General features: G+C 68.8%; 20 protein-coding genes. 8 read left to right on the top strand and 12 right to left on the bottom strand.

The features are described from left to right. Positions 1 to 2: 2 nt before the first annotated feature. Positions 3 to 878, bottom strand: coding sequence for an NAD(P)-dependent oxidoreductase (locus CA833_RS11435; RefSeq protein ID WP_207078103.1), 876 nt, complete (start codon positions 876 to 878; stop codon positions 3 to 5). Positions 879 to 965: 87 nt separating this feature from the next. Continuing rightward, positions 966 to 2120, bottom strand: a complete 1155-nt coding sequence (locus CA833_RS11430) for a LysR family transcriptional regulator (protein WP_207078102.1) — start codon at positions 2118 to 2120, stop codon at positions 966 to 968. Between the two features lie 148 nt (positions 2121 to 2268). On the opposite strand from CA833_RS11430, the gene ligK reads away from it, so the two are divergent. The 3 genes from ligK (at position 2269) to CA833_RS11415 (ending at position 4396) form a co-directional block, all read left to right on the top strand. Further along, on the top strand, positions 2269 to 2943 hold the full coding sequence (gene ligK / locus CA833_RS11425; protein ID WP_142635193.1) for a 4-carboxy-4-hydroxy-2-oxoadipate aldolase/oxaloacetate decarboxylase: 675 nt from the start codon (positions 2269 to 2271) through the stop codon (positions 2941 to 2943). After that, positions 2936 to 3811, top strand: a complete 876-nt coding sequence (locus tag CA833_RS11420; protein ID WP_207078101.1) for an amidohydrolase family protein — start codon at positions 2936 to 2938, stop codon at positions 3809 to 3811. Before ligK ends, CA833_RS11420 begins: the two co-directional genes overlap by 8 nt. 96 nt (positions 3812 to 3907) lie before the next feature. Then, positions 3908 to 4396 carry a GNAT family N-acetyltransferase gene (locus CA833_RS11415; RefSeq protein ID WP_207078100.1) on the top strand — a complete coding sequence of 163 codons (489 nt, stop codon included), beginning with the start codon at positions 3908 to 3910 and terminating at the stop codon, positions 4394 to 4396. 46 nt (positions 4397 to 4442) lie between these two features. On the opposite strand, the gene CA833_RS11410 is transcribed toward CA833_RS11415, so the two are convergent. Genes CA833_RS11410 through CA833_RS11400 form a run of 3 tightly spaced genes read right to left on the bottom strand, consistent with a single transcriptional unit; the run spans position 4443 to position 6798 of the window. Beyond that, on the bottom strand, positions 4443 to 4856 hold the full coding sequence (locus CA833_RS11410; RefSeq protein ID WP_207078099.1) for a ketosteroid isomerase-related protein: 414 nt from the start codon (positions 4854 to 4856) through the stop codon (positions 4443 to 4445). Continuing rightward, a complete protein-coding gene (fghA, locus tag CA833_RS11405) occupies positions 4853 to 5686 on the bottom strand; it encodes an S-formylglutathione hydrolase (protein ID WP_207078098.1) in 834 nt (277 codons plus the stop codon). The genes CA833_RS11410 and fghA overlap by 4 nt, the downstream gene beginning before the upstream one ends. Then, complete coding sequence (locus CA833_RS11400) at positions 5686 to 6798, bottom strand: S-(hydroxymethyl)glutathione dehydrogenase/class III alcohol dehydrogenase (protein WP_207078097.1); 1113 nt, start codon at positions 6796 to 6798, stop codon at positions 5686 to 5688. The genes fghA and CA833_RS11400 overlap by 1 nt, the downstream gene beginning before the upstream one ends. Before the next feature lie 96 nt (positions 6799 to 6894). On the opposite strand from CA833_RS11400, the gene CA833_RS11395 reads away from it, so the two are divergent. Further along, on the top strand, positions 6895 to 7782 hold the full coding sequence (locus tag CA833_RS11395; protein ID WP_142637841.1) for a LysR substrate-binding domain-containing protein: 888 nt from the start codon (positions 6895 to 6897) through the stop codon (positions 7780 to 7782). Between the two features lie 149 nt (positions 7783 to 7931). Here the strand turns inward: CA833_RS11395 and mdoH are convergent, their stop codons facing one another. The 4 genes from mdoH to CA833_RS11375 all read right to left on the bottom strand — a co-directional run bounded on the left by mdoH (position 7932) and on the right by CA833_RS11375 (position 13927). Then, positions 7932 to 9776, bottom strand: a complete 1845-nt coding sequence (mdoH, locus tag CA833_RS11390; protein WP_207078096.1) for a glucans biosynthesis glucosyltransferase MdoH — start codon at positions 9774 to 9776, stop codon at positions 7932 to 7934. Next, positions 9773 to 11350: a glucan biosynthesis protein gene (locus CA833_RS11385; protein WP_207078095.1), complete on the bottom strand. Its 1578-nt coding sequence runs from the start codon at positions 11348 to 11350 to the stop codon at positions 9773 to 9775. The genes mdoH and CA833_RS11385 overlap by 4 nt, the downstream gene beginning before the upstream one ends. Positions 11351 to 11472: 122 nt before the next feature. Next, positions 11473 to 12663, bottom strand: coding sequence for an efflux RND transporter periplasmic adaptor subunit (locus CA833_RS11380; RefSeq protein ID WP_207078094.1), 1191 nt, complete (start codon positions 12661 to 12663; stop codon positions 11473 to 11475). Beyond that, positions 12656 to 13927 (bottom strand): TolC family protein, encoded by a 1272-nt coding sequence (locus CA833_RS11375; RefSeq protein ID WP_207078093.1) that lies wholly within the window; start codon positions 13925 to 13927, stop codon positions 12656 to 12658. Before CA833_RS11375 ends, CA833_RS11380 begins: the two co-directional genes overlap by 8 nt. 212 nt (positions 13928 to 14139) lie before the next feature. Here CA833_RS11375 and CA833_RS11370 point away from each other — a divergent pair, with 212 nt between their 5' ends. Then, positions 14140 to 15309, top strand: coding sequence for a cytochrome P450 (locus tag CA833_RS11370; RefSeq protein ID WP_242526045.1), 1170 nt, complete (start codon positions 14140 to 14142; stop codon positions 15307 to 15309). A 5-nt stretch (positions 15310 to 15314) separates the two neighbouring features. Continuing rightward, a complete protein-coding gene (locus tag CA833_RS11365; protein ID WP_207078092.1) occupies positions 15315 to 15635 on the top strand; it encodes a 2Fe-2S iron-sulfur cluster-binding protein in 321 nt (106 codons plus the stop codon). A gap of 195 nt (positions 15636 to 15830) precedes the next feature. Here the strand turns inward: CA833_RS11365 and pobA are convergent, their stop codons facing one another. Then, entirely contained in the window at positions 15831 to 17000 is a 1170-nt protein-coding gene (gene pobA / locus CA833_RS11360) for a 4-hydroxybenzoate 3-monooxygenase (RefSeq protein WP_207078091.1), read from the bottom strand. A 136-nt stretch (positions 17001 to 17136) separates the two neighbouring features. Here pobA and CA833_RS11355 point away from each other — a divergent pair, with 136 nt between their 5' ends. Together CA833_RS11355 and CA833_RS11350 are read left to right on the top strand one after the other, a co-directional pair. Then, complete coding sequence (locus CA833_RS11355) at positions 17137 to 18006, top strand: helix-turn-helix domain-containing protein (RefSeq protein ID WP_142635216.1); 870 nt, start codon at positions 17137 to 17139, stop codon at positions 18004 to 18006. Positions 18007 to 18035: 29 nt separating this feature from the next. Continuing rightward, the gene (locus CA833_RS11350) at positions 18036 to 19652 is read left to right on the top strand and encodes a SulP family inorganic anion transporter (protein ID WP_207078090.1); all 1617 of its coding nucleotides are present in this window, start codon (positions 18036 to 18038) and stop codon (positions 19650 to 19652) included. Positions 19653 to 19761: 109 nt separating this feature from the next. On the opposite strand, the gene CA833_RS11345 is transcribed toward CA833_RS11350, so the two are convergent. Together CA833_RS11345 and CA833_RS11340 are read right to left on the bottom strand one after the other, a co-directional pair. Further along, on the bottom strand, positions 19762 to 23166 hold the full coding sequence (locus tag CA833_RS11345; RefSeq protein ID WP_207078089.1) for a glycosyl hydrolase: 3405 nt from the start codon (positions 23164 to 23166) through the stop codon (positions 19762 to 19764). A 98-nt stretch (positions 23167 to 23264) separates the two neighbouring features. Further along, positions 23265 to 24557, bottom strand: a complete 1293-nt coding sequence (locus CA833_RS11340) for a TIM barrel protein (RefSeq protein ID WP_207078088.1) — start codon at positions 24555 to 24557, stop codon at positions 23265 to 23267. Positions 24558 to 24568: the final 11 nt, after the last annotated feature.

Raw genomic sequence — 24568 nt, 5'->3', positions numbered from 1 at the left:
GCTCAATTCTCTCCCTTGAGTACGCCGGCCGCGACGCCCGCCTTGATGGCCGCCGCTAGCTTGGCTTCGAATCCTTCGGGCGGCGGCGCGATGCCCAGCGCGCCCAGCGCCTGCTGCCAGACGGCGGTGTTGTCGGTCATGCGCGGCGCAATGCCCAGCGAACGCAGCATCTGCGCAGCCTCGTCCATCTCGGCGGCGCGGCGGCGGCCGTGGACCAGCATGCGGTCGAGATTGTAGTCGGCGCGCTGCGCCCACGGAATGGTCTTCTCGCTGGCATCGAGCGAGGCCAGCACCTCGCCTGCCACGCCTTCGGCATGGGCGGCCATCATCATCTCGGCGGTCAGCGCCTCAAGCCCCTTGACCATGACCGAGCGCACCAGCTTGATCGCCGAGGCGCGGCCGACATCGGTGCCGACGACACGCACATTGGTGAAGCCCACCGCCGTCAGCGCGCTTTCCGCCGCTGCGGCATCGGGGCCGGAAACCAGCAGCGGCACCTTCATCCGCGCGGGGTTCACCGGCGCCAGCACGGCGACATCGACGTAACGCCCCTTTCCGGCAGCGATGGCCTTGGCGGCGGCCCGCTTGGTGCCCGGCGCGACCGAGTTCATGTCGCAGAACAACGCGCCTTCGCCGAGCAGCGGGGCGACCTCTTCGGCCACCCGCGGCGCGGCGTCCGCGGTGACCAGCGAAAGCACCAGCGAGGCACCCGCAAGCGCCTCGGCCGCGCTGTCGCAGGCGGTGATGCCAAGCTCGGCCATGACCTCGCGGCGCGCGGGAAGAATGTCGAAGGCGCGCCCCTGCGCCGACCAGTCTCCAGCTCCCGCAAACGTCGATCCGGCTTCTCCGAACCCGATAAGGGCGATCGATCTATCCATTGCGCCACCCTGCCCTCACCGCAGGCAATGGGCCAATCGGAAGCGGCTTTCGGCTATAAGCTGGGCGTAATTTATGCTCCCGAACGCCTAATCCCCCACCCGTTTCGCCGCCCACTCAAGGTCGGCGATAAACTCCGCCTGCACTTCGGTCGGGCGCAGCGAGGAACGGGTGGTCATGCCGATCAGGCGAGTGAAGTTCTCCGGCAGGCGCGCCAGTTCGCAGAGCCAGCCGGCTTCCAGTTCCACCGTCACCTGATCGGGCGAGAGCACGGTGAGGAAATCGCCGCCCATCATCACTTGCCGGATCATCATCACCGAGCCCGACTCCACCGGCACCTCGGGATGCTGCAGGCCGTTGGCCTCGAAGTAGCGCTCGAACGTGTCGCGCAGGGGCGTGCCTTTCGGCGGCAGGGTAAAAGGATAGCGCGCCAGGTCCGCAGGCGAGGGACCAGCGCCTTCCAGCGGGTGCCCCTTGCGGGCGTAGACGGCGGGACGATCCTCGAAGAGCGGGCACTGCACGAGGTCCGGCTCCACCAGCGGATCGCGCAGGGCGCCGACCATCAGGTCGAGCACGCCGCCGCGCAGCGGCTCCACCAGTTCGGCGCGCGAGCCTTCCACGATGGTCAGCTTCACGTTCGGTCGGCGGGCAAGGAACCGCGCCACGGCGGCCGGCAGGATGCGCGCGCGGGAGAGCGGCATCGCGCCCACCGCGATATGCCGCGTCTCCACCCCGCGCAGCGCGGCGACTTCGGAGAGGCCTGCCTCCAGCTCCACTTTGGCGAGCCGGAACTCGCGGGCGAGCTGGGTGCCCGCCTCGGTGGTGATCACGAACTTGCCCCGGCGCACCACCAGCGGGCGGCGCAGCGCCAGCGACAGGTCGTTGACCGCGCGGTGGATCGAGGGGAGCGACAGCCCGGTCTCCTGCCCCGCCCCGGCGTAAGAGCCCGTTTCCACCAGCGCCAGCAGCGCCCGCAGGCGCGACATGGTGACGTGGGGGCTGTTCACATGGCCCAGCGCGGCATCGATGCGGGGGGCGAGAATTTCCCCGGCCCTGGTCGGCGCCATGCCGTCATGGCGGCGTTCGAACAGCGGCAGACCGATCTGCGACTCGAGCCGGGCCAACGCCTGTGTTATCGCCGGCTGGCTGAGGTTGACGGCCAGGGCAGCGGCGTTGACCGTGCCCAATTCCGCGATTTTCGCGACAGCCCGCAAGTGCCGAAGGTTGAGACTCCAGATATCCATGGCGGGGTTATTAGCCAAATCCTATCACCTGTCCAAAGTTTCTCTTTCCCCTTGAACACGGGGAAGCCCAAGACAGCGCTGCACCATTATAGCCCCGCGCGGCCCTTCCGGGCGGCGCCGGAACCCGAAGATCGAAGGAGAGCAGATCATGAGTGGCATCGTCGTCCAGAACATCGAACGCGCCGATCCAGCCGTGATCGACGGCCTCGCCAAGTGCGGCGTCGCCACCGTCCACGAAGCCCAGGGCCGCACCGGCCTGCTCGCCAGCTACATGCGCCCGATCTACGCCGGTGCCCGCATCGCCGGCTCCGCCGTCACCATCAGCGCTGCTCCCGGCGACAACTGGATGGTCCACGTCGCCATCGAACAGCTGAAGGACGGCGACGTGCTGCTGCTCGCCCCCACCAGCCCGTGCGAGGACGGCTACTTCGGCGATCTTCTGGCCACCAGCGCCATCGCCCGCGGCTGCCGCGGGCTCATCATCGACGCCGGCGTGCGCGATGTGCGCGACCTCACCGAGATGGAATTCCCGGTCTGGTCCAAGGCCGTCTGCGCGCAGGGCACCGTCAAGAACACGCTCGGCTCGGTCAACGTGCCGGTGGTCTGCGCCAATGCCGCCGTGCGCCCGGGCGACGTGATCGTCGCCGACGATGACGGCGTGGTCGTGGTGCCGCGCGAAAAGGCCGCCGAAGTGCTCGCCGCAGCACAGGCCCGCGAGGCCAACGAAGGCGAAAAGCGCGAGAAGCTGGCCGCCGGCGTGCTCGGCCTCGACATGTACAAGATGCGCGAGCGGCTGGAGAAGGAAGGCCTCAAGTATGTCTGAGCGCATCACCTCCTGGCACGCGGCGCCGAGCAAGCCGCGCTACACCCCGCCCGCCGGCGCCGTGGACGCGCATTGCCACGTCTTCGGCCCGATGGCGCAGTTCCCGTTCAGCGCCAAGGCGAAGTACCTGCCCGAGGATGCCGGGCCGGACATGCTGTTCGCGCTGCGCGATCACCTCGGTTTCGCCCGCAATGTGATCGTGCAGGCGAGCTGCCACGGCACCGACAATGCGGCGACACTGGACGCCATCGCCAAGTCCGGCGGAAAAGCACGCGGCGTGGCGGTGGTCGATCCGGCGATCTCGGACGCCGAGCTTGCCCGCTTGCATGAAGGCGGCATTCGCGGCATCCGCTTCAACTTCCTCAAGCGCCTTGTCGACGATGCGCCGAAGGACAAGTTCCTCGAAGTCGCCAGCCGCCTGCCCGAAGGCTGGCACGTGGTGATCTACTTCGAGGCGGACATCCTCGAGGAAATGCGGGCCTTCATCGCCGCGATCCCGGTGCCGGTCGTGATCGACCACATGGGCCGCCCGGACGTGACGCAGGGGCCCGACGGCGCGGACATGCAGGCGTTCCGCAGCCTGCTCGACAGCCGGGACGACATCTGGTTCAAGGCCACCTGCCCCGACCGCCTCGACCCCACGAATGACCCGTGGGACAAGTTCGCCGAAGCGGTGGCGCCGCTGGTGGCGGACTATCAGGACCGCGTGATCTGGGGCACCGACTGGCCGCACCCGAACATGCAGGACAACGTGCCCGACGACGGCCACCTCGTCGACATGATCCCCCGCATCGCGCCCACGGCAGAGCTTCAGCACAAGCTGCTGGTGACCAACCCGATGCGGCTTTACTGGCCCGAAGAACTCTGACTTGATTCCCGCGCGGGAGCCTCGGTAAACGAAGCGCCCGCGCGGAAGGCCTGCCAGCCCGCCGCGACCATCAGCCAGCGAAGGAGCGGGACCGGCATGCACTGGCGCCCCATGCGCGAAGAGGACGTGGCCGCCGTCGCCCACGTCGCGCAGATCGTCCACCTCGACTATCCCGAAAACCCCGCGGTCTTTGCCGCCTGCCAGCGCCTCTATCCCGCCGGTTGCCACGTGCTGGAAGGCGGCGGCGGAGACCTGTCCGGCTACCTCATCTCGCACCCCGGCAGGCAGAACCGCCCCCCGGTACTGGACATGCCGATGACCGCGCTGGCCCAGCCTTTCGACTGCTATTTCCTGCACGACCTGGCGCTGGACGCGGCAACGCGCGGACGCGGCCACGCGGGCGAGGCGGTGGGGATCGTGATGGACGAGGCCAGGGCGCGCGGGCTGGAGCGCGTGGTGCTGATCGCGGTGGGCAATGCCCACGGGTTCTGGGAAAAGCAGGGCTTTGCGCTGCTGGGCGGCGGCCTGCTCGATCCGGCCAAGGGCTACGGCCCCGAGGCGCGGATGATGGTCCGGGCCGTCTGAATAGAGACAGCAGGGGGAGCATAGCCCCCCCTGCCCATCCCCTTATTCAGCCCCGCTCGACCTGCGCGATCCAGTCGGCAAGGTTGTAGTGGTTCGATACCCGCGCGATCAGCCCCTGATCGACATCAAAGAACGCCCCCACCCGCAAGGCATAGGCCTGCCCCGAAGCCGCCGGCAGTCCATCGTCGCTTTCGATGTATTCGCCGGTCAGCCGGAACTCGGCCGAGGCATGCGAACCATCGGGCGTGGCCAGCACGACCGGCTCGTGCACATGCTCGCGGTAGCAGCGGTTCATGTGCGCAAGGAATTCGGCAAAGGCCGCCTTGCCGCGGCGCGGCTGGCCCTGGCTGGGCTCATGCACCACCTCTTGCGCCAGCAGCGCCAGCATGGCGTCCACGTCGCGGCGGTTGAACGCGTCGTAGTAGTTCGCGATCAGGGCGATGGTCTCGTGTGCGCTCACGCTTTCAGCCTCTCCGCATGCCAGCCCACATGGTCGGCCATGAAGCTGGAGATGAAGTAGTAGGAGTGGTCGTACCCCTCCTGCATGCGGATCGTCGCCGGCTGCCCGGCCCTGGCGCAAGCCTCTTCCAGCAGATGCGTCTTGAGCTGGCCTTCAAGGAAGCCATCGGCGGTGCCCTGATCCACCAAGAGGTCCGGCAGGCGGGCACCGTCCTCGATCAGCGCGCAGGCGTCGTATTGACGCCATGCCGCCTTGTCCGCGCCGATGTAGCCGGTCAGCGCCTTCTCGCCCCAGGGGCAATTGAGCGGCGAGACGATCGGCGCAAAGGCACTGACCGAGCGGAAGCGGCTGGGATCACGCAGCGCGATCGTCAGCGCGCCGTGGCCGCCCATCGAGTGGCCGGTAATGCCCTGCCGCGCCATGTCGGCGGGGAAGTGCTCGGCGATCACGGCGGGCAGCTCGGTCTCGATGTAGGCGCGCATGCGGAAGTTCGCGCTCCACGGGGCCTCGGTGGCATCGACGTAGAAACCCGCGCCCTTGCCGAAGTCGTAGCCTTCGTCGTCCGGCACATCATCGCCGCGCGGGCTCGTGTCCGGCGCCACGAAGATCACCCCGTGCTCGGCGCAGGCGCGGCGGAACTCGCCCTTTTCGGTGACGTTGGCGTGGGTGCAGGTCAGGCCCGAGAGATACCATAGCACCGGCAGCTTCGTGCCCGGGGAATGCTCGGGCACAAAGACCGAAAAGGTCATCGGAGTGCCGGTCTCGGCGGAGGCGTGGGTGTAGACACCCTGCACCCCGCCGAAAGCCTTGTTGACCGAGACCGTCTCCATCAGAACACGACGACCGAACGGATCGACTTACCCGCGTGCATCAGGTCGAAGGCGGTGTTGATCTCTTCCAGGCCCATGACGTGGGTGATCATCGGGTCGATCTCGATCTTGCCGGTCATGTACATGTCGACGATCTTGGGCACGTCGGTACGGCCCTTGGCGCCGCCGAACGCGGTGCCGCGCCAGTTGCGCCCCGTGACGAGCTGGAACGGGCGCGTCTCGATGGTCTTGCCCGCCTCGGCCACGCCGATGATGATCGAGGTGCCCCAGCCGCGGTGGCAGGCTTCCAGCGCGGTGCGCATCACGTCGGTATTGCCGGTGGCATCGAAGGTGTAGTCGGCGCCGCCGTCGGTCATCGCCACGATCTTCGCGACGATGTCCTCGCGGCTCATGCCCTTGGTGTTGAGGAAGTCGGTCATGCCGAAGCGGCGGCCCCATTCCTCGCGGGTCTCGTTGATGTCGACGCCGATGATCTTGTTCGCCCCGGCCAGACGCGCGCCCTGGATCACGTTGAGGCCGATGCCGCCGAGGCCGAAGATGACGACGTTGTCGCCCACCTGCACCTTGGCGGTGTTGATGACCGCGCCGACGCCGGTGGTCACGCCGCAACCGATGTAGCACGAGGACTGGAACGGCGCGTCTTCACGGATCTTGGCGACGGCGATCTCGGGCAGCACGGTGAAGTTCGAGAAGGTCGAGCAGCCCATGTAGTGGTAGATCGGCTGGCCCTTGTAGGAGAAGCGCGTGGTGCCGTCCGGCATCAGGCCCTTGCCCTGCGTGGCGCGGATCGCGGTGCACAGGTTGGTCTTGCCCGAGAGGCACGACTTACACTGGCGGCATTCCGGGGTGTAGAGCGGGATCACATGGTCGCCCGGCACCACCGAGGTGACGCCCGCGCCCACTTCGCGCACCACGCCGGCGCCTTCGTGGCCGAGCACGCTGGGGAAGATCCCCTCGCTGTCGAGCCCGTCGAGCGTATAGGCATCGGTATGGCAGATGCCGGTGGCCATGATCTCGACCAGGACTTCGCCGGCCTTGGGGCCTTCAAGATCGAGTTCGACGATTTCGAGCGGCTTCTTCGCCTCGAAGGCAACGGCGGCGCGGGTCTTCATGGGGTATGCTCCTTGAACTGCTTGCGCGCTTTGTAGGACCGGCCCTTGCTGTGATAAAGCGACGTTTCTGAAAAGTATTATCACCATATGGGGAAAATGATGCTCGGCCAGTGGGACGGGATCGAGGAATTCGTGATGATCGCCCGCCACGGCAGCTTCACCCTGGCGGCAGAGGCCTATGGCGCCAGCGTCACGCATATGAGCCGGGCGCTGGCGCGGCTGGAAACGCGGCTTCAGGCCCAGCTGATGCTGCGCACGACGCGCACCCTCAGGCTCACCGAAACCGGGCAGATCTTCCTCGAGACCTGCCGCCGCCTGATCGAGGAGCGGGACGAGGCAATTGCCGCCATCACCTCTCAGGGCGAGCCGCGCGGGCATCTGCGCGTCACCTGCTCCTATGCGCTGGGCGAGAAGTTCGTGGCGCCGCTGGTGCGCGAACTGTCGCAGGCCTATCCGGCGATCTCGGTGACGCTGGACCTCGACAATGCGCTCGTGGACCTCATCGCCGAGGGCTACGACCTCGCCATCCGCACCGGGCATCTCGAGGATTCGCGCCTCGTCGCCAGCCGCATCGCCAGCCGCGCGCTGGTGACGCTGGGTTCGCGCGGTTATCTCCACGACCGCGGCCGCCCGGCGACGATCGCCGACCTCAAGCACCACGATTGCCTTGTCGGCTCGGCCAGCCAGTGGCACTTCCGCGATGGCCAGACCTTCCGCCCGCAAGGCCGCTGGCGCTGCAACAGCGGCGCCGCGCTGGTCGAGGCGGCGCTGGCGGATATGGGATTGTGCCAGGTACCCGCCTTCTACCTTGGCGACCATGTCGCGGCGGGGCGGCTGGAGCCGGTGCTGACCGACCTTGCACCCGAGGAAGAGCCGATCTGGGCGGTCTATCCCCAGCGCCGCCATCTCTCGCCCAAAGTCGGCGCGCTGGTGGCGCACTTGCGCGCCAATCTGCCTGCCCGGCTGGCGGAGGCGAGTGCCTGACCAAGGCCCGCCAACTGGCTGCTAATCCAAACCACCCCGTCATCCCCGCGAAGGCGGGGATCCCGCTTGTTCTTCGCGGCGAGGCAAAAGGAAGCGGGGCCCCCGCCTTCGCGGGGGCGACGGGATTTTGTTGACGGAAGTGAGTGAACTCACCCGATCGCCAGCGGCGCGTCGTGCGGCTCGTCGTCGTTGACCAGCGGCGCTTCGTCCGCCGCGATGATCGTCGGCGCGGGCACAGCAAAGAAGCCCTCCTGCTCCGCCTGCGCGCCGGTGGTCGCCCGCGAGGTCAGGCTGATCAGCCAGGGCGAGGCGAGCAGGCCCAGCGTCAGCGGCGAGAGCCACAGCGCCGTCACCGGATCGATGAACACGGTCGCCGCGAAGAGGAGGCCGAGCGCGATGTGTTCCTTGAGGTCCGGCAGCACCTCGCGCACGCCGATGCGGCGGGCGTCGCGGTCCTGCGTACTCCAGTGCACCGGAATGCCGAGCGCGAGGCCGAACAGCGCCTTGACCTGCATGACCATGGTGACGGGCGCCAGCAGGATCGCCAGCGGCACTTCCAGCGCGACCGAGCGCAGCACGCCGCCCCAGCCGCCGAAGGCACGGCGGCGGGTCCTGTCGGCCATGACCCAGATCGTGCCCATCGCCTTGGGGCCGAACAGCAGCAGCACGGTCAGCCACAGCACGCTCGGCGGCGCCGCGCCCGCAAAGCCCTGGCCGCCCTGCGCCATGGCCGCCTGGACGATGGCGGTGACCAGCAGCAGGAGCCAGCCGGGCGAGGTCAGATAGGCCGAGGCGCCGATCAGCAGGTGCAGGCGGCTGGTCCAGTGCAGGCCCGATGCGTCGATCAGGCGCAAGTGCTGGAGATTGCCCTGCATCCAGCGCCGGTCGCGGATCGCGTGATCGACGATGGTGGGCGGGAATTCCTCGTAGCTGCCGTCGATCATCACCATGTGGACGGCCCAGCCCCGGCGCCGCAGCAGGGCGGATTCGAACATGTCGTGGCTGAGGATATGCCCGCCGAACGGCGGCTTGCCGGGAAGCTCGGGAAGACCGCAGGACTCGGCGAAGGCGCGCGTGCGCACGATCGCGTTGTGGCCCCAGAAGTTCGCCTCCGCGCCCGACCACCAGAGCAGCCCGGCCGACGCGATCGGCCCGTAAGCCTCGCTGGCGAAGCGCATCCAGCGCTGGAACAGCGTCTGCGCATTGATGATCATCGGCACCGTCTGGAGCAGGCCGATGGAGGGACGCTCCTCCATGATCGCCGCCATGCCGATGATGGCATCGCCGCTCATCAGCGAGTCCGCGTCGAGGATCAGCATGTTCTCGTAGGCCGCGCCGAAGCGCTGCACCCATTCGGCAATGTTGCCTGGCTTGCGCGCGATGTTCTGCTCGCGGCGGCGGTAATAGACGTTGATCGGCGCTTCGGCGGCCACTTCGCGCCAGGCGGCTTCCTCGCGCTTGCCGTGGAAGGCGCTGGAATCGCTGAGCACGAAGAAGTCGATCCACCCCGCGCCGCCCGAAGCGGCAATGGAGGCGGCCATGGCGCGCACGCGCCCGAAGGTGGCCTCCACGCTCTCGTTGTAGACCGGCATCAGCACCGCGGTGCGATGGCGCAGCGACGAGGCGGGGCTCGGCACCGCGGTAAAGCCGGGGTGCTTGCCGGTGATGAGCTGGAGGAAGCCGATCGAGGAGGTGACAAAACCGAAGGCGATCCACGCGAACAGCGGCACGAAGAACAGCAGCAGCACGATGTCGAGCACGCTCAGCCCGTCGCGCGACAAGGCGAAACGCACCTCGCTCGAGGCCGCCAGCGCGATCACCGCGGTGACGGCCAGCAGCAGCAGGCGCTTGACCTGCATGCCGTGCGGGCTGGTGCGCACCGCGATCGAGCCGGGGGCGATGCCGTGGAGGTCCTGGACCGGCATCGCCAGCGGCGCCTCGGGCGGCAGCGGGCTCATCGCCGCATTGGCGGGCGCATGGGGCGGGGCGTTCATGGCTCGAGGCTCTGTATCACGGTTTCACTGAGTGCGGCGCCGCCGCGCGCGAGGAACAGGCGAATGTCCGGCGACGGCATGGCGGCGGGACGCAGGTCCAGCACCACCCGCCAGCGGTTCGGCGTGCCGACTACGGGATAGACCGCAAGGTCCACCACCGCCTGCGCGGGAAGGCCCGTCTCGGCGGTGACGCCGCTCTGGCGGGTAAGGCCCTGCAGCGCCTCGCCCTCGAAATCGAACACGAACTTGCGCGCATCCTTTTCGGCCGCCTTGACCCCCGGCCGCCCCGACTGGCCCTGCCAGCTGTCCACGCAGCGCGCCGCCGCCGTCCCTCCGGGCTCCTTGCTGGTCCAGCTCAGCCGGTAGGCAAGATCGCGGCGCTGCCCGGCGCGGGCCGGCTCGTCCGAGAGCCAGAAGGCGGCGATGTTGTCGATCGTCTCGGTATCGGTGCTCATCTGGTAGAGCATGACCGCGCCCTTGCCCCAGTCGCCCTGCGGCTCGACCCAGAGCGAGGGGCGCTTGTCGTAGAAGGCGCCGTCATCCTGATAGTGGTCGAAACTCTGGTCGCGCTGGAGCAGGCCGAACCCCTTCACCCCGTCGGCGCGCAGGGCATTGGTGCGGGTGCGCTGCGGATTGGCGAGCGGCACCCAGATCCGCTCGCCCGAGCCCGCATGGATCGCCAGACCGTCGGAATCGTGGATTTCCGGGCGCCAGTCGTTCCGCTTGGCGGGATCGGACTGGTCGTACCAGAACATGCTGGTGATCGGCGCGAGCCCCAGCCGCGCGACATCGCGGCGCAGGAACAGGCTGGCGCGCACGTCCTGGGTGATCGCCGCCTCTCCGCGCAGGCAGTCGAAGGCATAGGCCCCGGTCACGCTCGGTCCGTCGAGCAGGGCATGGATGCGCACATGGTCGGTGCCGACATGCTCGATCCAGAATTCGGTGAAGGCGGGAAATTCCTCCGGGTGCGGCATCGCGGTGTCGACGGCGATGCCGCGCGCCGAAAGGCCGTACTGGTCGCGCGCGCCCGACGTGCGGAAATAGGAGGCGCCCTGGAAGGCCAGCCAGTCCGAGCGATGGTCGGCGGTCATGACCCGGAAACCCGCCGGATCGGCGCGGCTGCCGCCCACGAAGAAGCCGCGCGTGTCGGTCAGTTCGCGCGCGCTGCCGTTCTCCACGAGGTGGATCTTCACGGCCTGCGGCGAGGTGCCCCGGGTCGCCGGGAACAGCCGCACGTCACCCGCCACGCTTTTGGCATCGCCGTAGGTCAGCTTGACCGCCGCCTCGAAATCGGCCGCCGCATGGGCGGAGACCGGCGGCTGGACATAAGGCCGCGCCGCCAGCGCCTGGGCCGCGCGCACCAGCGTGTCCCACGAAAACGGCGCAGCGGGGCCGAACCCGGCCCCGACCCCAGTGGCGCCGCTCCCCCGCGCTGCCGCCTGCGCAAGCTGCGGAAACGCCGCTAGTCCGGCAAACGAGGCCAGCAGGGCTGAAAATTGGCGTCGGCCAAGCGACGCCGGGGCGACCGGGCGGCTCGTCTTCGAGCCTGCCTGCCTCACTGTACTTCGGGTCATGAGCGTCAAACGCACCGGCGAGCGCAAAGTTTCGCTGCAGTGCGTCAAAAGGATCCTTCTGCAAGGGCCTGCCGGGCGGACATCACGCCTGCAGGCTTATGGCGCCGACTTAGGGCCCCGACTTAAGGTTGGGCCGGCTGGTTGCGCCAGCCGACAATGACCTCAACCCCCGGCTTGAGGTCGCTGGCGAAGACTTCGGTGCGTTTGCCGTCACCCGCGCCGACAGTCACATAGACCCGGCGCGGCTCGCCGTCGCCCGAGACGAGATAGATGCGCGGCTGGCTGCGCCCGGTGGAGGGCGAGGCCCTGTTGCCGGGCTCGAAAGTCAGCGCGGCGTCGGGCACGAGGAGCACGTTGCTGCGCTGCGGCAAGGGCAGTTCGACCGTGGCGGCCATGCCGGGGCGGATCGCCTCGGCCGGCTTCTCCAGCGTGAACACGGCGCGGCGCGAGCCCGGGGCATCGGCGCGGTCGGTGAGGATGCGGGCGAGCGTCGCCGGCTGCACCGCGTCGGGCAAGGCATCGAGCCGCACTTGCGCCGCCGTGCCCGCTTCCAGCACCGCATTGCCCGTGCGGGCCAGCGGGATCTCGATTTCCAGCGTCTCGTCGCTGGCGGCCAGCGTGAACAGCTTCATGCCCATGCGCACGCGCTGGCCGGTGCGGATACTGCGTTCCACCACGTAGCCCGCAAAAGGCGCGCGCACGACGGCGGCGGCCAGCTTCTCGCTATCGGCCTGAAGGCTGCTGCGGGCGGCGGCGAGCCGGGCCTCGGCGGCGGACACCGCGCGCCCGGCGCGGTCGGCTTCGGCGCGCGCGCCTTCCAGTTCGTTGATCGCCGGAACCCGGTGGCCGGAGCGGCGCCAGACGTCCTCGAACCGCGCCAGCTTGCCGGTGGCCTCGTCGCGCGCCGTGCGGGCGGCGGCAAGGTCGGCCTCGGCGGCGGTGACCAGCGCGCGGTCGGCCGCAAGGGTGCTGCGCAGCGGCTCGGCATCGATGGCGGCAAGGACCTGACCCTTCGCGACCTTGCCGCCCGCAGCCACGCCCTCGGCCGTGACGGTGCCGTCGAGCGCGGCGGCCAGAGCCACTTCGCCGCTGCCGTGCACGGTGCCGCGCTCGGAGACCAGCGGCGTGATCGTGCCCTGTTCGACCAGCGCGGTGTAATACGGCAGGTCGCTGCCGCCGAGGAACCGGACCAGCAGCATCAGCAGCGCCACCACCGCCGCCGCCAGCAGCGCCAGCCGCAGCAGGTGCGTGCGCCCGCGGCGGGCACCGAACCCCAGGAAACTGTCGAGATTGGCGTGGTCGGCCTCAGTCACAGGCAGCGACTCCCACTTGCGGCGAGAGGTCCGCCGCCGACCAGCCGTCGCCGCGCTGGAGGTGCAGGCGGATCATGCCCGCCGCCCGCTCGGCCCGCAGGCCCAGCCGCGCTTCCTCGACCGACAGCGCCGAGGCTTCGGCGACGTAAAGCGTCGCGAAATCGCCCATGCCCGCGCGGTAGGCGGCGCGGGCATCCTGCACCGCACGGCGCGACCGCTCGCCGCTCTGGCCAAGCGCCTGTTCGCGCGCATCGAGCAGGACCAGCGCCTGCCGCGTGGCGGCGATCTCGGCGCGGGCCTCGGCCTCGGCCTTGCCGAGTTCGTCCAGCCCGTCGCGCAGCAGCGGCGGGGTCGCGGGATCGCCCTCTCCCAGCCGGCTCTCGGCCTCGGCCTTGTCGATGTCGGCCTGGGTCATCTTCTCATGCTCGATCCGGGAGAGCAGCCGGTAACGCAGCGCCAGCAGGTCGGCGCGGTGCAGCGGTCCCTCGTCCGCAGGCCCCGGCGGATCGCGGCCGAGATCGGACACATCGCCGCTCTCGCCCAGCGCCGTCAGCAGCGCGGCATCATCCATGTCCGCCATCCGCGCCAGTTCCATGCGTGCACGCTCGAAGCGCGCGCGGGTCGCGGCCAGGTCGGCATCGGCGACGCCGGCCATGCTGCTGCCGATGCCGCCGTCGATCGCGGTGACCAGCCCGGCCTGGCGGCGGAATTCGGCGATGGCGGCATTGTCGCGGAACTGGTCGAGCCGCTCGGTGCGCAGGACCAGCACGTTCTGCAGCCGCCGCACCTCGACATAAGCCAGCGCCACCGCCGCCGCGCGCGCCGCGCGGGCCTGGGCATAGGCATATTGATCGGCGCGCAGGGCAGCGGCGCGCGACAGGCCCTGGTCGGTGCCGACCAGCTTGCGCATCCGGCCCGACAGGCGCCGCTCGGCCGAAGCGTCCGCCTCGGCCTGCACGGCAAGCCGGGCCGCCCGGCAGGCAAGTTCGTGGTCGGCGGCAATGCCGCGCGCCACCAGGTCCGCCAGCAGCGGATCGCCGGCCTGCTTCCACCAGTCGCCATCCACCGGCGCCTCCACCGTGGGCGCAGGCGGCTGCGGCAACGGCGCAGCGGGGCGCTCCTGCCCGGTGCAGGCCGCCAGCGAAAAGGCCGCGGAGCAGGCCAGTACCGCCGCCAGCGGCAGTCGCTTCCAATTAAAGGCATCGTCGTATCGCACGCGGGCAGCGATAGCAGCAAAGTCCGCAGAGGCAATCATGGTGCGCATGCGAAGAGCCCAAGTTGTTGAACGAAGTCCTTGCCGCCGGGGACAAAAACGTAGCGCCGGTGGGGTCAAGCCCGAAGCCCCCACCGCCCCGCCGCGCCGCCAGATGCCGCTGGCCAAGATACGATCCATTGAATATCATAACCTCGATGACGTTCGGTCCTCAGGAACCGGAACGCACGGGAAGAGGCTGGGTTGTCGAAAGGAGCATGGCCATGACCGCCGCACGCATGCAGGAACCGGACGACCGCAAGAGCGCGCGCATCGCCGAGGCCCATCTTGCCCCGCAGGCCGGTTCGCGCGTGATCGGCCGCTTCGCCATGGGCCGCGAGGTGCTGCGCTCGCCCAAGGTCCGCCAGGCCGGCGCCCATGCCGAGGCCACCGATCTCTCCAACCCGGACGAGGTCTCGTTCTTTTTCCTCGACGGCGAGGCCCACCGCAGGCGCCGCGCCGCGGTGGCCGGGCTGTTCGCGCCCCGCACCATCGTCACCCGCCATCACGCGGTTATGCAGCGCACGATGGACGAACTGGTCGCGCGCCTGCGCGAAGGCAAGCCGCTGCCGCTCGACGAACTGAGCTTCCAGATGGCGGTGGACGTCACCGCCGAGATCGTCGGCCTGACGAACAGCGACAGCAACCGCGCCCTCGCCCGCCGGGTGAAGGCGGTGCTGGACAGTTCGCTGGTCCGCAGGCCGGGCTGGCTGGGCAACCTGATCTTCAACGCCCGGATGCTGCTGCGCGTCGGCCGGTTCTACCGCAAGGACCTCGCCCCGGCGATCGCCGCGCGCCGCAGACAGCCGCGCGAGGACGTGATCTCGTTCATGGTCGGCGAGAATTACTCGCGCAAGGGCATGATCATGGAGTGTCTGAGCTACGGCGGCGCGGGCATGATGACGACGCGCGAATTCATCGTCATGGCCGCCTGGCACCTGTTCACCAGCGCCCCCTTGCGCGCACGTTTCCTCGCCGGCGACAAAGCGGGCCAGTCCGCCATCCTCGAGGAAATCCTGCGGCTGGAGCCGGTCGCCTCGATGCTCCACCGCCGCGCCGTGGAGGACCAGCCGGGGCTGATGGCGCAAGGCGAAGTGGTCTGCGTCTCGATCCGCGAGGCCAATGTCGACGAGGCGATCACCGGCCCCTGCCCCTTCCGGCTCGATCCCGACCGGGCAAAGCGCATGAAAGTCGCCGGGCCCTACATGAGCTTCGGCGACGGCCCGCACCGCTGCCCCGGCGCCCAGGTGGCGCTGCACGAGACCCGCATCTTCCTCGACCGCATGCTGCGCCTGCCCGGCATCCGCCTGGTGGCGGAGCCGACGATCCTCTGGAACGGCTTCATCCAGGGCTACGAACTGCGCGGCGCGCTGGTCGCCTGCGATCCGGCCTGACGCCGATGGTGCGCATCACCTTCATCGACGCCGGCGGAACCCGGCGCGACATCACCGCGCGCGAGGGCATGTCCTTGATGGAAAACGCCGTCGCGCAGGGGATCGAGGCGATAGAGGCGGTCTGCGGCGGCAACTGCTATTGCGGTACCTGCCGCGTCCATCTGACGCCCGCATGGTTCGAACGGCTTGGGCCGCCGGGGGACTACGAAGGGCCGGTGATCGAGGCATCCGGCGACGAGCATCCGCGCGTCCGGCTTTCCTGCCAGCTTCCGGTGACGGAGGCGCTGGAGGGGCTGGTCGTGGAGACGCCAGCCTCGCAGAGTTGATGCGTCGCGGGTGTGGACCCGGCTTCCTGGCCGGCCAAAGTCTCCCCCATCTCCTTTCCGTCATCCCCGCGAAGGCGGGGATCGCGCTTTCTTCGCACAACCTCGCAGAAGAAAAGCGGGGCCCCCGCGTTCGCGGGGGCGACGACGGTTATGGGGAAGGCTCAGAGCTTGGCGGCTACGAGGCCAATCCCCGCCTTAAACCGGCAGCCCCACGTAGTTCTCGGCGATCACCCGCCGCGCGTGTTCGCTCGAGGCGATGTAGTCGAGTTCGGCCAGTTGCATCCGGCGCTCGAACGGGCCGTCGTCGGGGAAACGGTGCATCAGCTTGGTCAGCGACCAGCTGAACCGCTCCGAGGCCCAGACCCGGCGCAGCGCCTTGGCCGAATAGGCCGCAATCGCGTCGTTATCGGCCTTCCCGAAGAAGGCGGTCAGCGCTTCGTGGGCGTAGTGCACGTCGCTCGCCGCCAGGTTCAGGCCCTTGGCGCCGGTCGGCGGCACGATATGCGCGGCATCGCCGCAGAGCAGCAGGCTGCCGTGGCGCATCGGCTCGAACACGAAGGAGCGCAGCGGGGCGATCGACTTCTCGATCGAGGGCCCGCGCGTGATATGGGCGGCGGCATCGGGGCCGAGGCGGATCGCCAGTTCGTCCCAGATGCGCGCGTCGCTCCAGTCCTCCAGCTTCTCGGTCAGCGGCACGTCGATGTAGTAGCGGCTGCGCGTGTGGCTGCGCTGCGAGGCGAGCGCGAAACCGCGTTCGTGGTGCGCGTAGATCAGTTCGTGGTTGCACGGCGGCACATCGGCCAGAATGCCCAGCCAGCCGAAGGGATAGACGCGCTCGAAGGTCTGGCCGACACTGGCCGGAATCGCCGCGCGCGAGGGGCCGTGGAAACCGTCGCAGCCGGCGATGAAGCGGGCGTCGATGCGGTGCTCGGCGCCGTCCTTGGTGTAGGTGACATAGGGCGCGTCGCTCTCGATGTCGTGCAGGGCGACATCCGCCGCCTGATAGATCACTTCGAGGCCGCGTTCCGCGCTCGCTTCCATCAGGTCGCGGGTCAGTTCGGTCTGGCCATAGACCATCACCTGCTTGCCGGTCAGCGCCTTGATGTCGATGCGGATCAGACGCTCGCCATCGGCAAGGTTGAAGCCATCGTGCGGCAGGCCCTCGGCCTTCATGCGGGCATCGAGGCCGAGCCGCTCCATCAGCGCGACGGTGCCCTGCTCCAGCACCCCGGCGCGGATGCGCGAGAGCACGTAGTCCCCGGTCTGGCGTTCGAGCACGACGCAGTCGATGCCCTCCTGACGCAGCAGGTGGCCGAGCAGCAGGCCGGCGGGGCCTGCGCCGATGATGGCGACTTGGGTACGCATAATCCTTCTCCCGGTCGGGCGCGCCGCATGAGGGGACGCCGCAATTCTTGCCTCTGGATTGACACTGCGGCGGTTCTGGCGGAATGCACCGGACGGCCATTGTTCAGGTACTTTCAGGACACCCCGCGAGTCTGCCATGCCCCCGTCCCGCCCGATTCCCAGCTACGTCCTCTACGGCGAGGACATGCCCGAAAACCTCGCGGAACTGGGGCATATCGAGACGATTGCGGCGCGAAGTTCCTTGCATGACTGGGAAATCGCCCCGCACCGCCATGTCCGCGGGGTTCAGGTCATGCTGGTATCGAAGGGACAGGTCACGCTCACCATCGACGACAGGACCGAGACGCTGGAGGCGCCCTGCCACATCGTCGTGCCCGCGGGCAGCATCCACGGCTTCCGCTTCCGCCCGGAAACCGTGGGTTACGTGCTGATGCTCAGCAGCGGTTTTGCGGAGCGGCGCAGCGATGCGGGCGATCCCTTGCTCCACGCCGCAACCCATGGCCGCTTCGCCGCCACGCCGGTGGAAATCCTCGCACGGGTCGAATTCCTCTGCGCCGAAATGCTGGCCATGGCGCAGGACTGGCGGCGGCCCAATGCCCTGTTCCTGTCGATGGCGGAAGCGCTGATGCGCTCGCTGCTGCCCGAGGAAGAAGCAGCCGACAATGCCAGCGGCGACCAGCGCATCTCGCACTTGCGCCATCTGGTCGAACTGCACTTTCGCGACCAGTTGCCGCTGGGCTGGTATGCCGAGCGGCTGGGCATGACCACGCGTACCCTCACCCGCCTCACCCGCGCGCGGCTGGACTGCACGCCGCAGGACATGCTCCACGCCCGGCTGGCGCTGGAGGCGCAGCGGCTGCTGTGCTTTGCCAATGCCAGCGTCGTGCAGGTGTCCAACGAACTGGGTTTCTCGGACCCCTCGTACTTCTCCCGCTTCTACCTCCGGATGACCGGGCACCGCCCGCATCTGGACAAATCCACCCACGGCCATACGGCAGAGGCATGATCGCTCGCGACGAAAGGCCCGACATCAGGATGAGCAAACCCGTCTGGCGCGATGGCCCGCGCGATGGGCTGACCGGGCTGGCCATGGCCGGGCTGATCCTGCCGGAAAGCGTCGCCTATGCCGAGATCGCGGGCCTTGCCCCCGGCCGCGCGCTGGCGGCGGCGATTGCCGGGGGGCTGGCTTATGGGCTGGTGGGGCGCAGCCGCTTCGCGGTGGTCTCGCCCACCTCGTCCGCCGCTGCCATCCTGGCCGCGACGCTCGCCAGCCTGTCCGCCACCGGCCCCGCGCGCGAGGGGCTGGCGACGGTGCTGGTGGGGATGACCGGGCTGATCTTCCTGCTACTGTCGCTGCTGCGGCTGGGCAGCCTCGCCAGCTTTGTCTCGCGCCCGGTGCTGCGCGGGTTCGCGTTTGGTCTGGCGATCACCATTATCGTGCGGCAATTGCCCGCCGTGGCGGGGATTTCGGTGCCCTCGGGCACGATCTTCACGGTTCTCGCGGGGCTCGCCGAGCGGGTCATGCAGTGGCACCTGCCCAGTTGCCTGCTCGGCCTCACGACCCTGGCGGTGCTGCTGGCGCTGCGCCGGATGCCGCAGATTCCCGGCGCGCTGATCGTGCTCGCAGTTGCCGTGGCACTGGGGGCGGCGGTGGACCTGCCCGCGCATGGCATCGCCATTGCAGGGCCGGTCGATCTCGGCTGGCCGGACAGCGCCTGGCCGTTCTCGACCACGCGGCTCTCGCGCCTTGCCCAACTGGCGGCGCCGATCGCGTTGATCCTGTTTGCCGAAAGCTGGGGCACCATGCGCACGCTCGCCCTGCGCCACGGCGACACGCTATCGGCCAACCGCGAACTCGCCGCCATCGGCACCGCCAACCTCGCCTCCGCGCTGGTGCAGGGCATGCCGGTGGGGGCGGGTTTCTCGGCCGGCTCCGCCAACGAGGCGGCGGGCGCATCGAGCCGCTGGGCGGCGACGACGGCCAGCCTTGCGCTGCTGGCGATGGCCCTGTTCGCTTCCGGCTGGATCGCGCGCATTCCCCAGCCGATGCTGGCGGCCATCGTCATCGCCGCACTGACCCACGCACTGTCGCCGGGGCCGCTGCTGCATCTCGTTCGCATCCGCCGCGATCACGGGATCGCGCTGGCGGCTGTCCTCGGCGTGCTGACCCTGGGCGTGCTCAACGGCATGTTGCTGGCGGTGGCGCTGTCGGTGCTGCACATGCTCTACGAACTGGCGAACCCGTCGATCAGCGAACTGGGGCAACTGGGGGACGGGCATGAATTCGTCGACCTGAAACGCCATCCGCAGGCGCACCGGCTGCCGGGCGTCGCGATTTTCCGCCCCAACGGCCAGCTGGTCTTCGCCAATGCCGAGACGGCGCTGGGCGCGATCGCCCGCCGCGCGCGGGCCAGCGATGCGCGGGTGGTTGTGCTCAGCCTCGAGGAGAGCAACGACCTCGACAGCACCGCCATCGAGGTCGTCGCCGAGTTCACCCAAGGGCTGGAGAAGGCGGGCAAACAGGTGATCCTCGCCCGCGCGCATGACCGGGTGCGCGATGTGCTGGCGGCGGCGGGATGTACCGTGCTGGCGGAGGGCTCCACCTTCAGCGTGGCGCAGGCGGCGCAGCGCGCGGCGCAGGTTTCGGGTTGAGGCTCAGGTTGAGTGATACCTCAAAGATCAACCAATAGCTTAAAACAAAAACACGTCGTCCCCGCCTGCGCGGGGGCGACGTGGTGTTTTCAGGAGCCGTCTGCCGGGTCTACTTCCCGCCTTCCAGCACCACCGGCCCGATCAGCCCGGCGGGCCTTAGCGGCGCGTCGGCGCGGTAGGTCGGCATCGCGGTCCAGGTGATCGGCTTGGCGCCCGGCTGGGCGTCACCGACGAGGCGGTTCACCCAGAGATCCGCCACCTTCACCTCGATGGTGTTGGCCCCCTTCTTCACCGCCTTGCCGATATCGAGGCGGTAGGGCGCATGCCAGACCGCGCCGACCAGCTGGCCGTTCACCCGCACTTCGGCGAGATCACCCACCTGCCCGAGATCGAGCCACAGCGGCTGCCCCGCCCTGGCGCCCCTGGGCAGCGTGAAGCTGCGCGCATAGGTCGCCTCGCCGGAGAAATACTTCACGCCCGCATCGCCGCTTTCGTTCAGCGGCGCCAGCTTCGCCATCTGCACCGATTCCGGCGCGCCGCGATTCGCCTGGAAGCGTACCGACCAGCCGTCGTCGAGCGAGGCGAGCACCTGCACCGGCTTTGCGGGCAGCGTCAGGGCCTGCGACCTGGCGGCCTTGCGGAACACCACAAAGACGGCATCGTCCGCCACCAGCGAGAGCGGCACCACCGTCTCGCCGTTCTCGATGCGGTAGCTGACCGGCTCGCTGGTTCCGGTTTCCGGGTGCCAGAGTTCGGGCACCTTGCCGGTCACGCGGAAGTGCGCCGCGATGGTCTGCGGGCCTTGCGGGTTGGAGAGATAGTAGATCTCGCCCTGCCCGTCGCGGCGGTGGACGAAGGGGATCTTCGCCCCCGCCTGCGCGCCCGTGAAACGGAAGTCCGGGGCGACGCCGATGCTCGCCAGCGCGCTTTCGACGTCCTTGCCCGCGACCACCCGGCCCTTGCCGACAGCGGCGTCCCCACTGCCCGGCCAGAGCTTGGCCACCAGCGCCGACCACTCGGCGTCCTGCGCGCCCATCATGCTGGGTGTGGAAACCGGCGCATTACCGATCACCGTCGCGCCGCCTTCGACCAGCGCCGCCAGCTTCCTGAGCGCCCCCAGCGTCATGCGCTGCGAGGAACCGCCTAAGTAGATCGCCCGGTAACGCGCGCCGCTCGGCGCCACGACTTCGCTGCCGTCGTTCGACAGCAAGCCGGTCAGCGCGTCGTAGCTCAGGAAATCATAGGCGTGCGACACCGGCGCATCGGCCACCGGCTTGTCCCCGTAGAGCCCGGTCAGCGGCGCTTCCTCGCCGTAGAAATAGGCCACATCGGCCAGGTTCCGCCCCGCCTGCAGCAGCAGCGAGGAGCGCGCAATATAGTCCACCCAGGGCCTGGCCATCTCGCCCCAGCTTTCCATCCGGTTGAAATACTGGCCGAAGATGAACAGCGAGAGGCCCGGCTTCTTGTCGTCCACCGGCACATGGACCGAGGTGTGGACCACCGGGCGGTTGACGCCGTTGACGAACTCCATGTCGATGAAGCGCTTGAGGTCCTTGGGCGCGAAGGCCCAGGGCGACATCGAGGCGGTCATCGATTCCGCCGCGACGAGGTTCTGGCCGTAGAGGTGCGCCACCGAGGCCGCGCCCTTCATGTCGGCGATCAGGGTCTGGCGCGGGCCTTCCTCGCGGAAGGTCCACATGGCGGCCATCGGAATGTCCGTATGGCTGCGCATGGTCATGTCGTCGCCCAGCATCGGCCGCTTGTCTTCCAGCGCCTCGCCGTAAAGCTTCAGCCCGTTTTCGTGCGCGACCTTGGCGACGGTGCCATAGTGCTCGCTCGCCAGCAGGTCGGCCAGCGTGCGGCGGTAGTCGTAGAGGAACTTGTCCGATTGCGCACGGGTGCCGACCAGCACGCCGGTCAGCGTCGGCAACCACGGCCGCGCGTCATAGCCGCGCAGGCGCTGGAACTGCTCCAGCATCTTCGGCGTCCAGTTCGCCTCGCCCACCTCGATCGAGTCGGTCAGCAGCGCGCGCACGCCGCGCTTGCCGATCATGTCCGGCCCGGCGGCGTCCTTGTACATGCCGATATAGTGATCGAGATAGCGGCGCACGGCGTCGCCGTCGAACTTGTCCACCTCAAGCCCGGTCGCCTCGGGCGGCGCCGGGTGGTTGGTGGTGCCGAGCAGCGAATAGCCCATGCGCAGCACCCGCCAGCACTGGCCCTTGGGCAGCGCCGGGGCCTGCCAGTCGAGCGTGCCGTCCGCCTTCAGCTTGCCGGTGAGATCGACGACGCTGGCAGGCGCAACACCCTCGGCGCCGTCCCTGGGTTCTTCCAGCGCGTAGTAGTCGCGGCTCATCACGAAGCCGGCCTTGGTCTCGAAACGGTCGACTTTTGCCTCGCTACCCAGCGCGAACGTGCCGACGATCAGCGGCTTCTTCGCCAGCATCGCGCCGACGCCGTCGAACAGCCCGCCCATGGCAATGCCCGGCGCGGGCGAGCCGAGGCCGCCGTCGGGCTTGCGGGCCTCCAGCACCAGCCGAAAATGCGCGGCGGTGACGGCGGGGAAGCTGACGGTAGTCGGCACCGCGCCCAGCGTGAGCGTGGTGATCCGCGTCCATGCCTTGCCGTCCGCGCTCGATTCCAGCGCGCCGGTGAAAGCGGCTCCGGCGAAGGGGATCACCACGTCGGGAACAAAGACGGTGGCGGAGCCGACCTTGGCGGGCCTTGCATAGTCGAGCCGCAGGCTGGGTGCCTCGCCCTCCTTGCGGGCCAGCGTGACGCCCTTGGCCAGATCCGCGTCGAACAGCGCCGCTGCCGAAAGCGCATTGCCAAGACCGTCCACCGCGCGCGGCAGGGCGGCGGCGGGCGCGATCGCCTCGGGGAACGCGAACACGCCGACCTCGCCATAATACGAAGGGCCGGGAGGCGCGGGGTGGCCGGAGATCATCTCCTCGATAGAGAGCGCGGGCGCGAGGGTCTGGTACGGCCCGGTCTGCACCGGCGGCGCGGTCAGCTTGCCCAAGAAGCGCTGCCCGGCAGGCACCGCGGTCTCGGACCAGACCAGCTTCTTGAGGCCGTCCTGCGGCTGCACCCAGGGACCGCCGGTTTCCGACCAGCCGGGCGAGGAGGCGATGGCGAGTTCCAGCCCCTGCCGGTCCGCCTCATGCGCGGCAAAGCGGAAGGCGTCCTTCCACTCGGGCGTCATGTAGACGAGGCGGTGATCGACCACTTGCGGGGTCTGGAGATTGGCGTCGAAGTTCTGGAGGCCGCCGATGCCGACGCGCTTCATCCACGCCATGTCCTTGGCGATGCCGTCCTTGGACACGTTGCCGTTCATCCAGTGCCACCAGACGCGCGGACGGGCGGAATTGGGCGGATCGCGGAACTGCTCTTCCAGCGGGGCGGCAGACGTGTCCGAGGCAGCGGGAGCGGCCGCCTGCTCCTGCGCGACGGCGGGAACGGCAACGAGTGCGGTGGCGACGCAAAGCAACGTGCGCAGCGAATGGATCGGCATAATCCCTCCCGGATCCAATGGGTTGTAGCTTTTTCGCGCAGCGGCGATGCCGGGAGGGCTGTTGCCCTTCCCGGCGGCAGTTCAGGTATCGCGGCGGATCAGACGATCCCGGCGCCGAGGCCCACAGCCTTGCGCTCCTGCGCCTTGCGGTCGCGCCAGCGGCTTTCGCGGTAGACGCCCAGCACGTCCGCCGCGCCGCCCGCTTCCACGCGCGCCATGGCAAGGATCGGGCTGACATCGACGTTGTAGGCGCGGCGCAGCGCCTGAAAGGCCATCATCGTGTCGTTGGCTTCCTGCGCCAGATGCAGCGCCTCGCGGTCGACCAGCAGCGCCTTGGCATAGCACGAGCCGATGGCCTCGGCGGAGGAGAGCATGGACTCGATCGGGTCGGTGACGTTGTGCGACTGGTCGATCATGTAGCTCGGCTTGAAACCGTCACGCGGGGCGAGTTCCGCCTCGACCAGTTCGTTGAACACGAGGAACAGCTGGTGCGGGTTGATCGAGCCCGAATCGAGGTCGTCGTCGCCGTACTTGCTGTCGTTGAAGTGGAAGCCGCCCAGCTTGCCGAAGCGGTGGAGGCGGGCCACGATCTGCTCGATGTTCACGTTCGGCGCATGGTGGCCAAGATCGACCAGGCACTTGGCCTTGTGGCCCAGTTCCTGCGCGGCGAGGATCGAGGAACCCCAGTCGCTGATGACGGTGGAGTAGAACGCCGGTTCGAACATCTTGTGTTCCAGCAGCATCCGCCAGTCGTCCGGCAGCTCGGCGTAGACTTGCGCGGCGGCATCCAGATAACGGTCGAGGCTGCGGCCAAGGTCCTGCTGGCCGGGGAAGTTGGTGCCGTCACCCACCCACACCGTCAGGTCGGTCGAACCGAGCTGCTTGCCGATCTCGATGCATTCGATGTTGTGCTCCACCGCCTGTTGGCGGGTGGCTTCGATGGTCGAGGACAGCGAACCGGTGGAATAGCTGTGCGCCTGGTCCTTCTGGTCCTGGAAGGTGTTGGAATTCACCGCATCGAAGCCGAGGCCAAGGCTGGCGGCTTCCTCGCGCAGCGCCTTGTAGTCGCTCACCTTGTCCCACGGGAAGTGCGGCGAGACGCGCGGGGTCAGGCGCGAAAGCTGGTTGATGACGGCGCAGTCTTCCAGCTTTTCGTGAATGGTGGTCGGCTCACCCGCGATCGGGAACTTGGCGAAACGGGTGCCGCCCCGGCCCGCGCCCCACGAAGGCACCGCGACCGAGAAACCGGCGACCTTGTCCTTGATCGCATCGATGGCGATGCCCGAACGCTCCAGCTTGCGGCCGAGCGAGGCATATTCGTCCTCCAGCGCATCCGCCGCGCGGGCGTTGGCTTCGGCGATCAGCTCTTCGGAAATCGGCAGTCTGCTCATTTTCGTATCCT

Origin of the sequence: Novosphingobium sp. KA1 (genome assembly GCF_017309955.1) — a bacterium.
GTDB lineage: Bacteria > Pseudomonadota > Alphaproteobacteria > Sphingomonadales > Sphingomonadaceae > Novosphingobium.
This window is presented reverse-complemented; position numbering and strand designations above follow the sequence as displayed.

What these genes read in the sequence shown, in the direction of transcription:
- CA833_RS11435 (WP_207078103.1), bottom strand. Translation starts at nt 878, where the DNA reads ATGGATAGATCGATCGCCCTTATCGGGTTCGGAGAAGCCGGATCGACG.
- CA833_RS11430 (WP_207078102.1), bottom strand. Translation starts at nt 2,120, where the DNA reads ATGGATATCTGGAGTCTCAACCTTCGGCACTTGCGGGCTGTCGCGAAA.
- ligK (WP_142635193.1), top strand. Translation starts at nt 2,269, where the DNA reads ATGAGTGGCATCGTCGTCCAGAACATCGAACGCGCCGATCCAGCCGTG.
- CA833_RS11420 (WP_207078101.1), top strand. Translation starts at nt 2,936, where the DNA reads ATGTCTGAGCGCATCACCTCCTGGCACGCGGCGCCGAGCAAGCCGCGC.
- CA833_RS11415 (WP_207078100.1), top strand. Translation starts at nt 3,908, where the DNA reads ATGCACTGGCGCCCCATGCGCGAAGAGGACGTGGCCGCCGTCGCCCAC.
- fghA (WP_207078098.1), bottom strand. Translation starts at nt 5,686, where the DNA reads ATGGAGACGGTCTCGGTCAACAAGGCTTTCGGCGGGGTGCAGGGTGTC.
- CA833_RS11400 (WP_207078097.1), bottom strand. Translation starts at nt 6,798, where the DNA reads ATGAAGACCCGCGCCGCCGTTGCCTTCGAGGCGAAGAAGCCGCTCGAA.
- CA833_RS11395 (WP_142637841.1), top strand. Translation starts at nt 6,895, where the DNA reads ATGATGCTCGGCCAGTGGGACGGGATCGAGGAATTCGTGATGATCGCC.
- mdoH (WP_207078096.1), bottom strand. Translation starts at nt 9,776, where the DNA reads ATGAACGCCCCGCCCCATGCGCCCGCCAATGCGGCGATGAGCCCGCTG.
- CA833_RS11385 (WP_207078095.1), bottom strand. Translation starts at nt 11,350, where the DNA reads ATGACCCGAAGTACAGTGAGGCAGGCAGGCTCGAAGACGAGCCGCCCG.
- CA833_RS11375 (WP_207078093.1), bottom strand. Translation starts at nt 13,927, where the DNA reads ATGCGCACCATGATTGCCTCTGCGGACTTTGCTGCTATCGCTGCCCGC.
- CA833_RS11370 (WP_242526045.1), top strand. Translation starts at nt 14,140, where the DNA reads ATGACCGCCGCACGCATGCAGGAACCGGACGACCGCAAGAGCGCGCGC.
- CA833_RS11365 (WP_207078092.1), top strand. Translation starts at nt 15,315, where the DNA reads ATGGTGCGCATCACCTTCATCGACGCCGGCGGAACCCGGCGCGACATC.
- pobA (WP_207078091.1), bottom strand. Translation starts at nt 17,000, where the DNA reads ATGCGTACCCAAGTCGCCATCATCGGCGCAGGCCCCGCCGGCCTGCTG.
- CA833_RS11355 (WP_142635216.1), top strand. Translation starts at nt 17,137, where the DNA reads ATGCCCCCGTCCCGCCCGATTCCCAGCTACGTCCTCTACGGCGAGGAC.
- CA833_RS11350 (WP_207078090.1), top strand. Translation starts at nt 18,036, where the DNA reads ATGAGCAAACCCGTCTGGCGCGATGGCCCGCGCGATGGGCTGACCGGG.
- CA833_RS11345 (WP_207078089.1), bottom strand. Translation starts at nt 23,166, where the DNA reads ATGCCGATCCATTCGCTGCGCACGTTGCTTTGCGTCGCCACCGCACTC.
- CA833_RS11340 (WP_207078088.1), bottom strand. Translation starts at nt 24,557, where the DNA reads ATGAGCAGACTGCCGATTTCCGAAGAGCTGATCGCCGAAGCCAACGCC.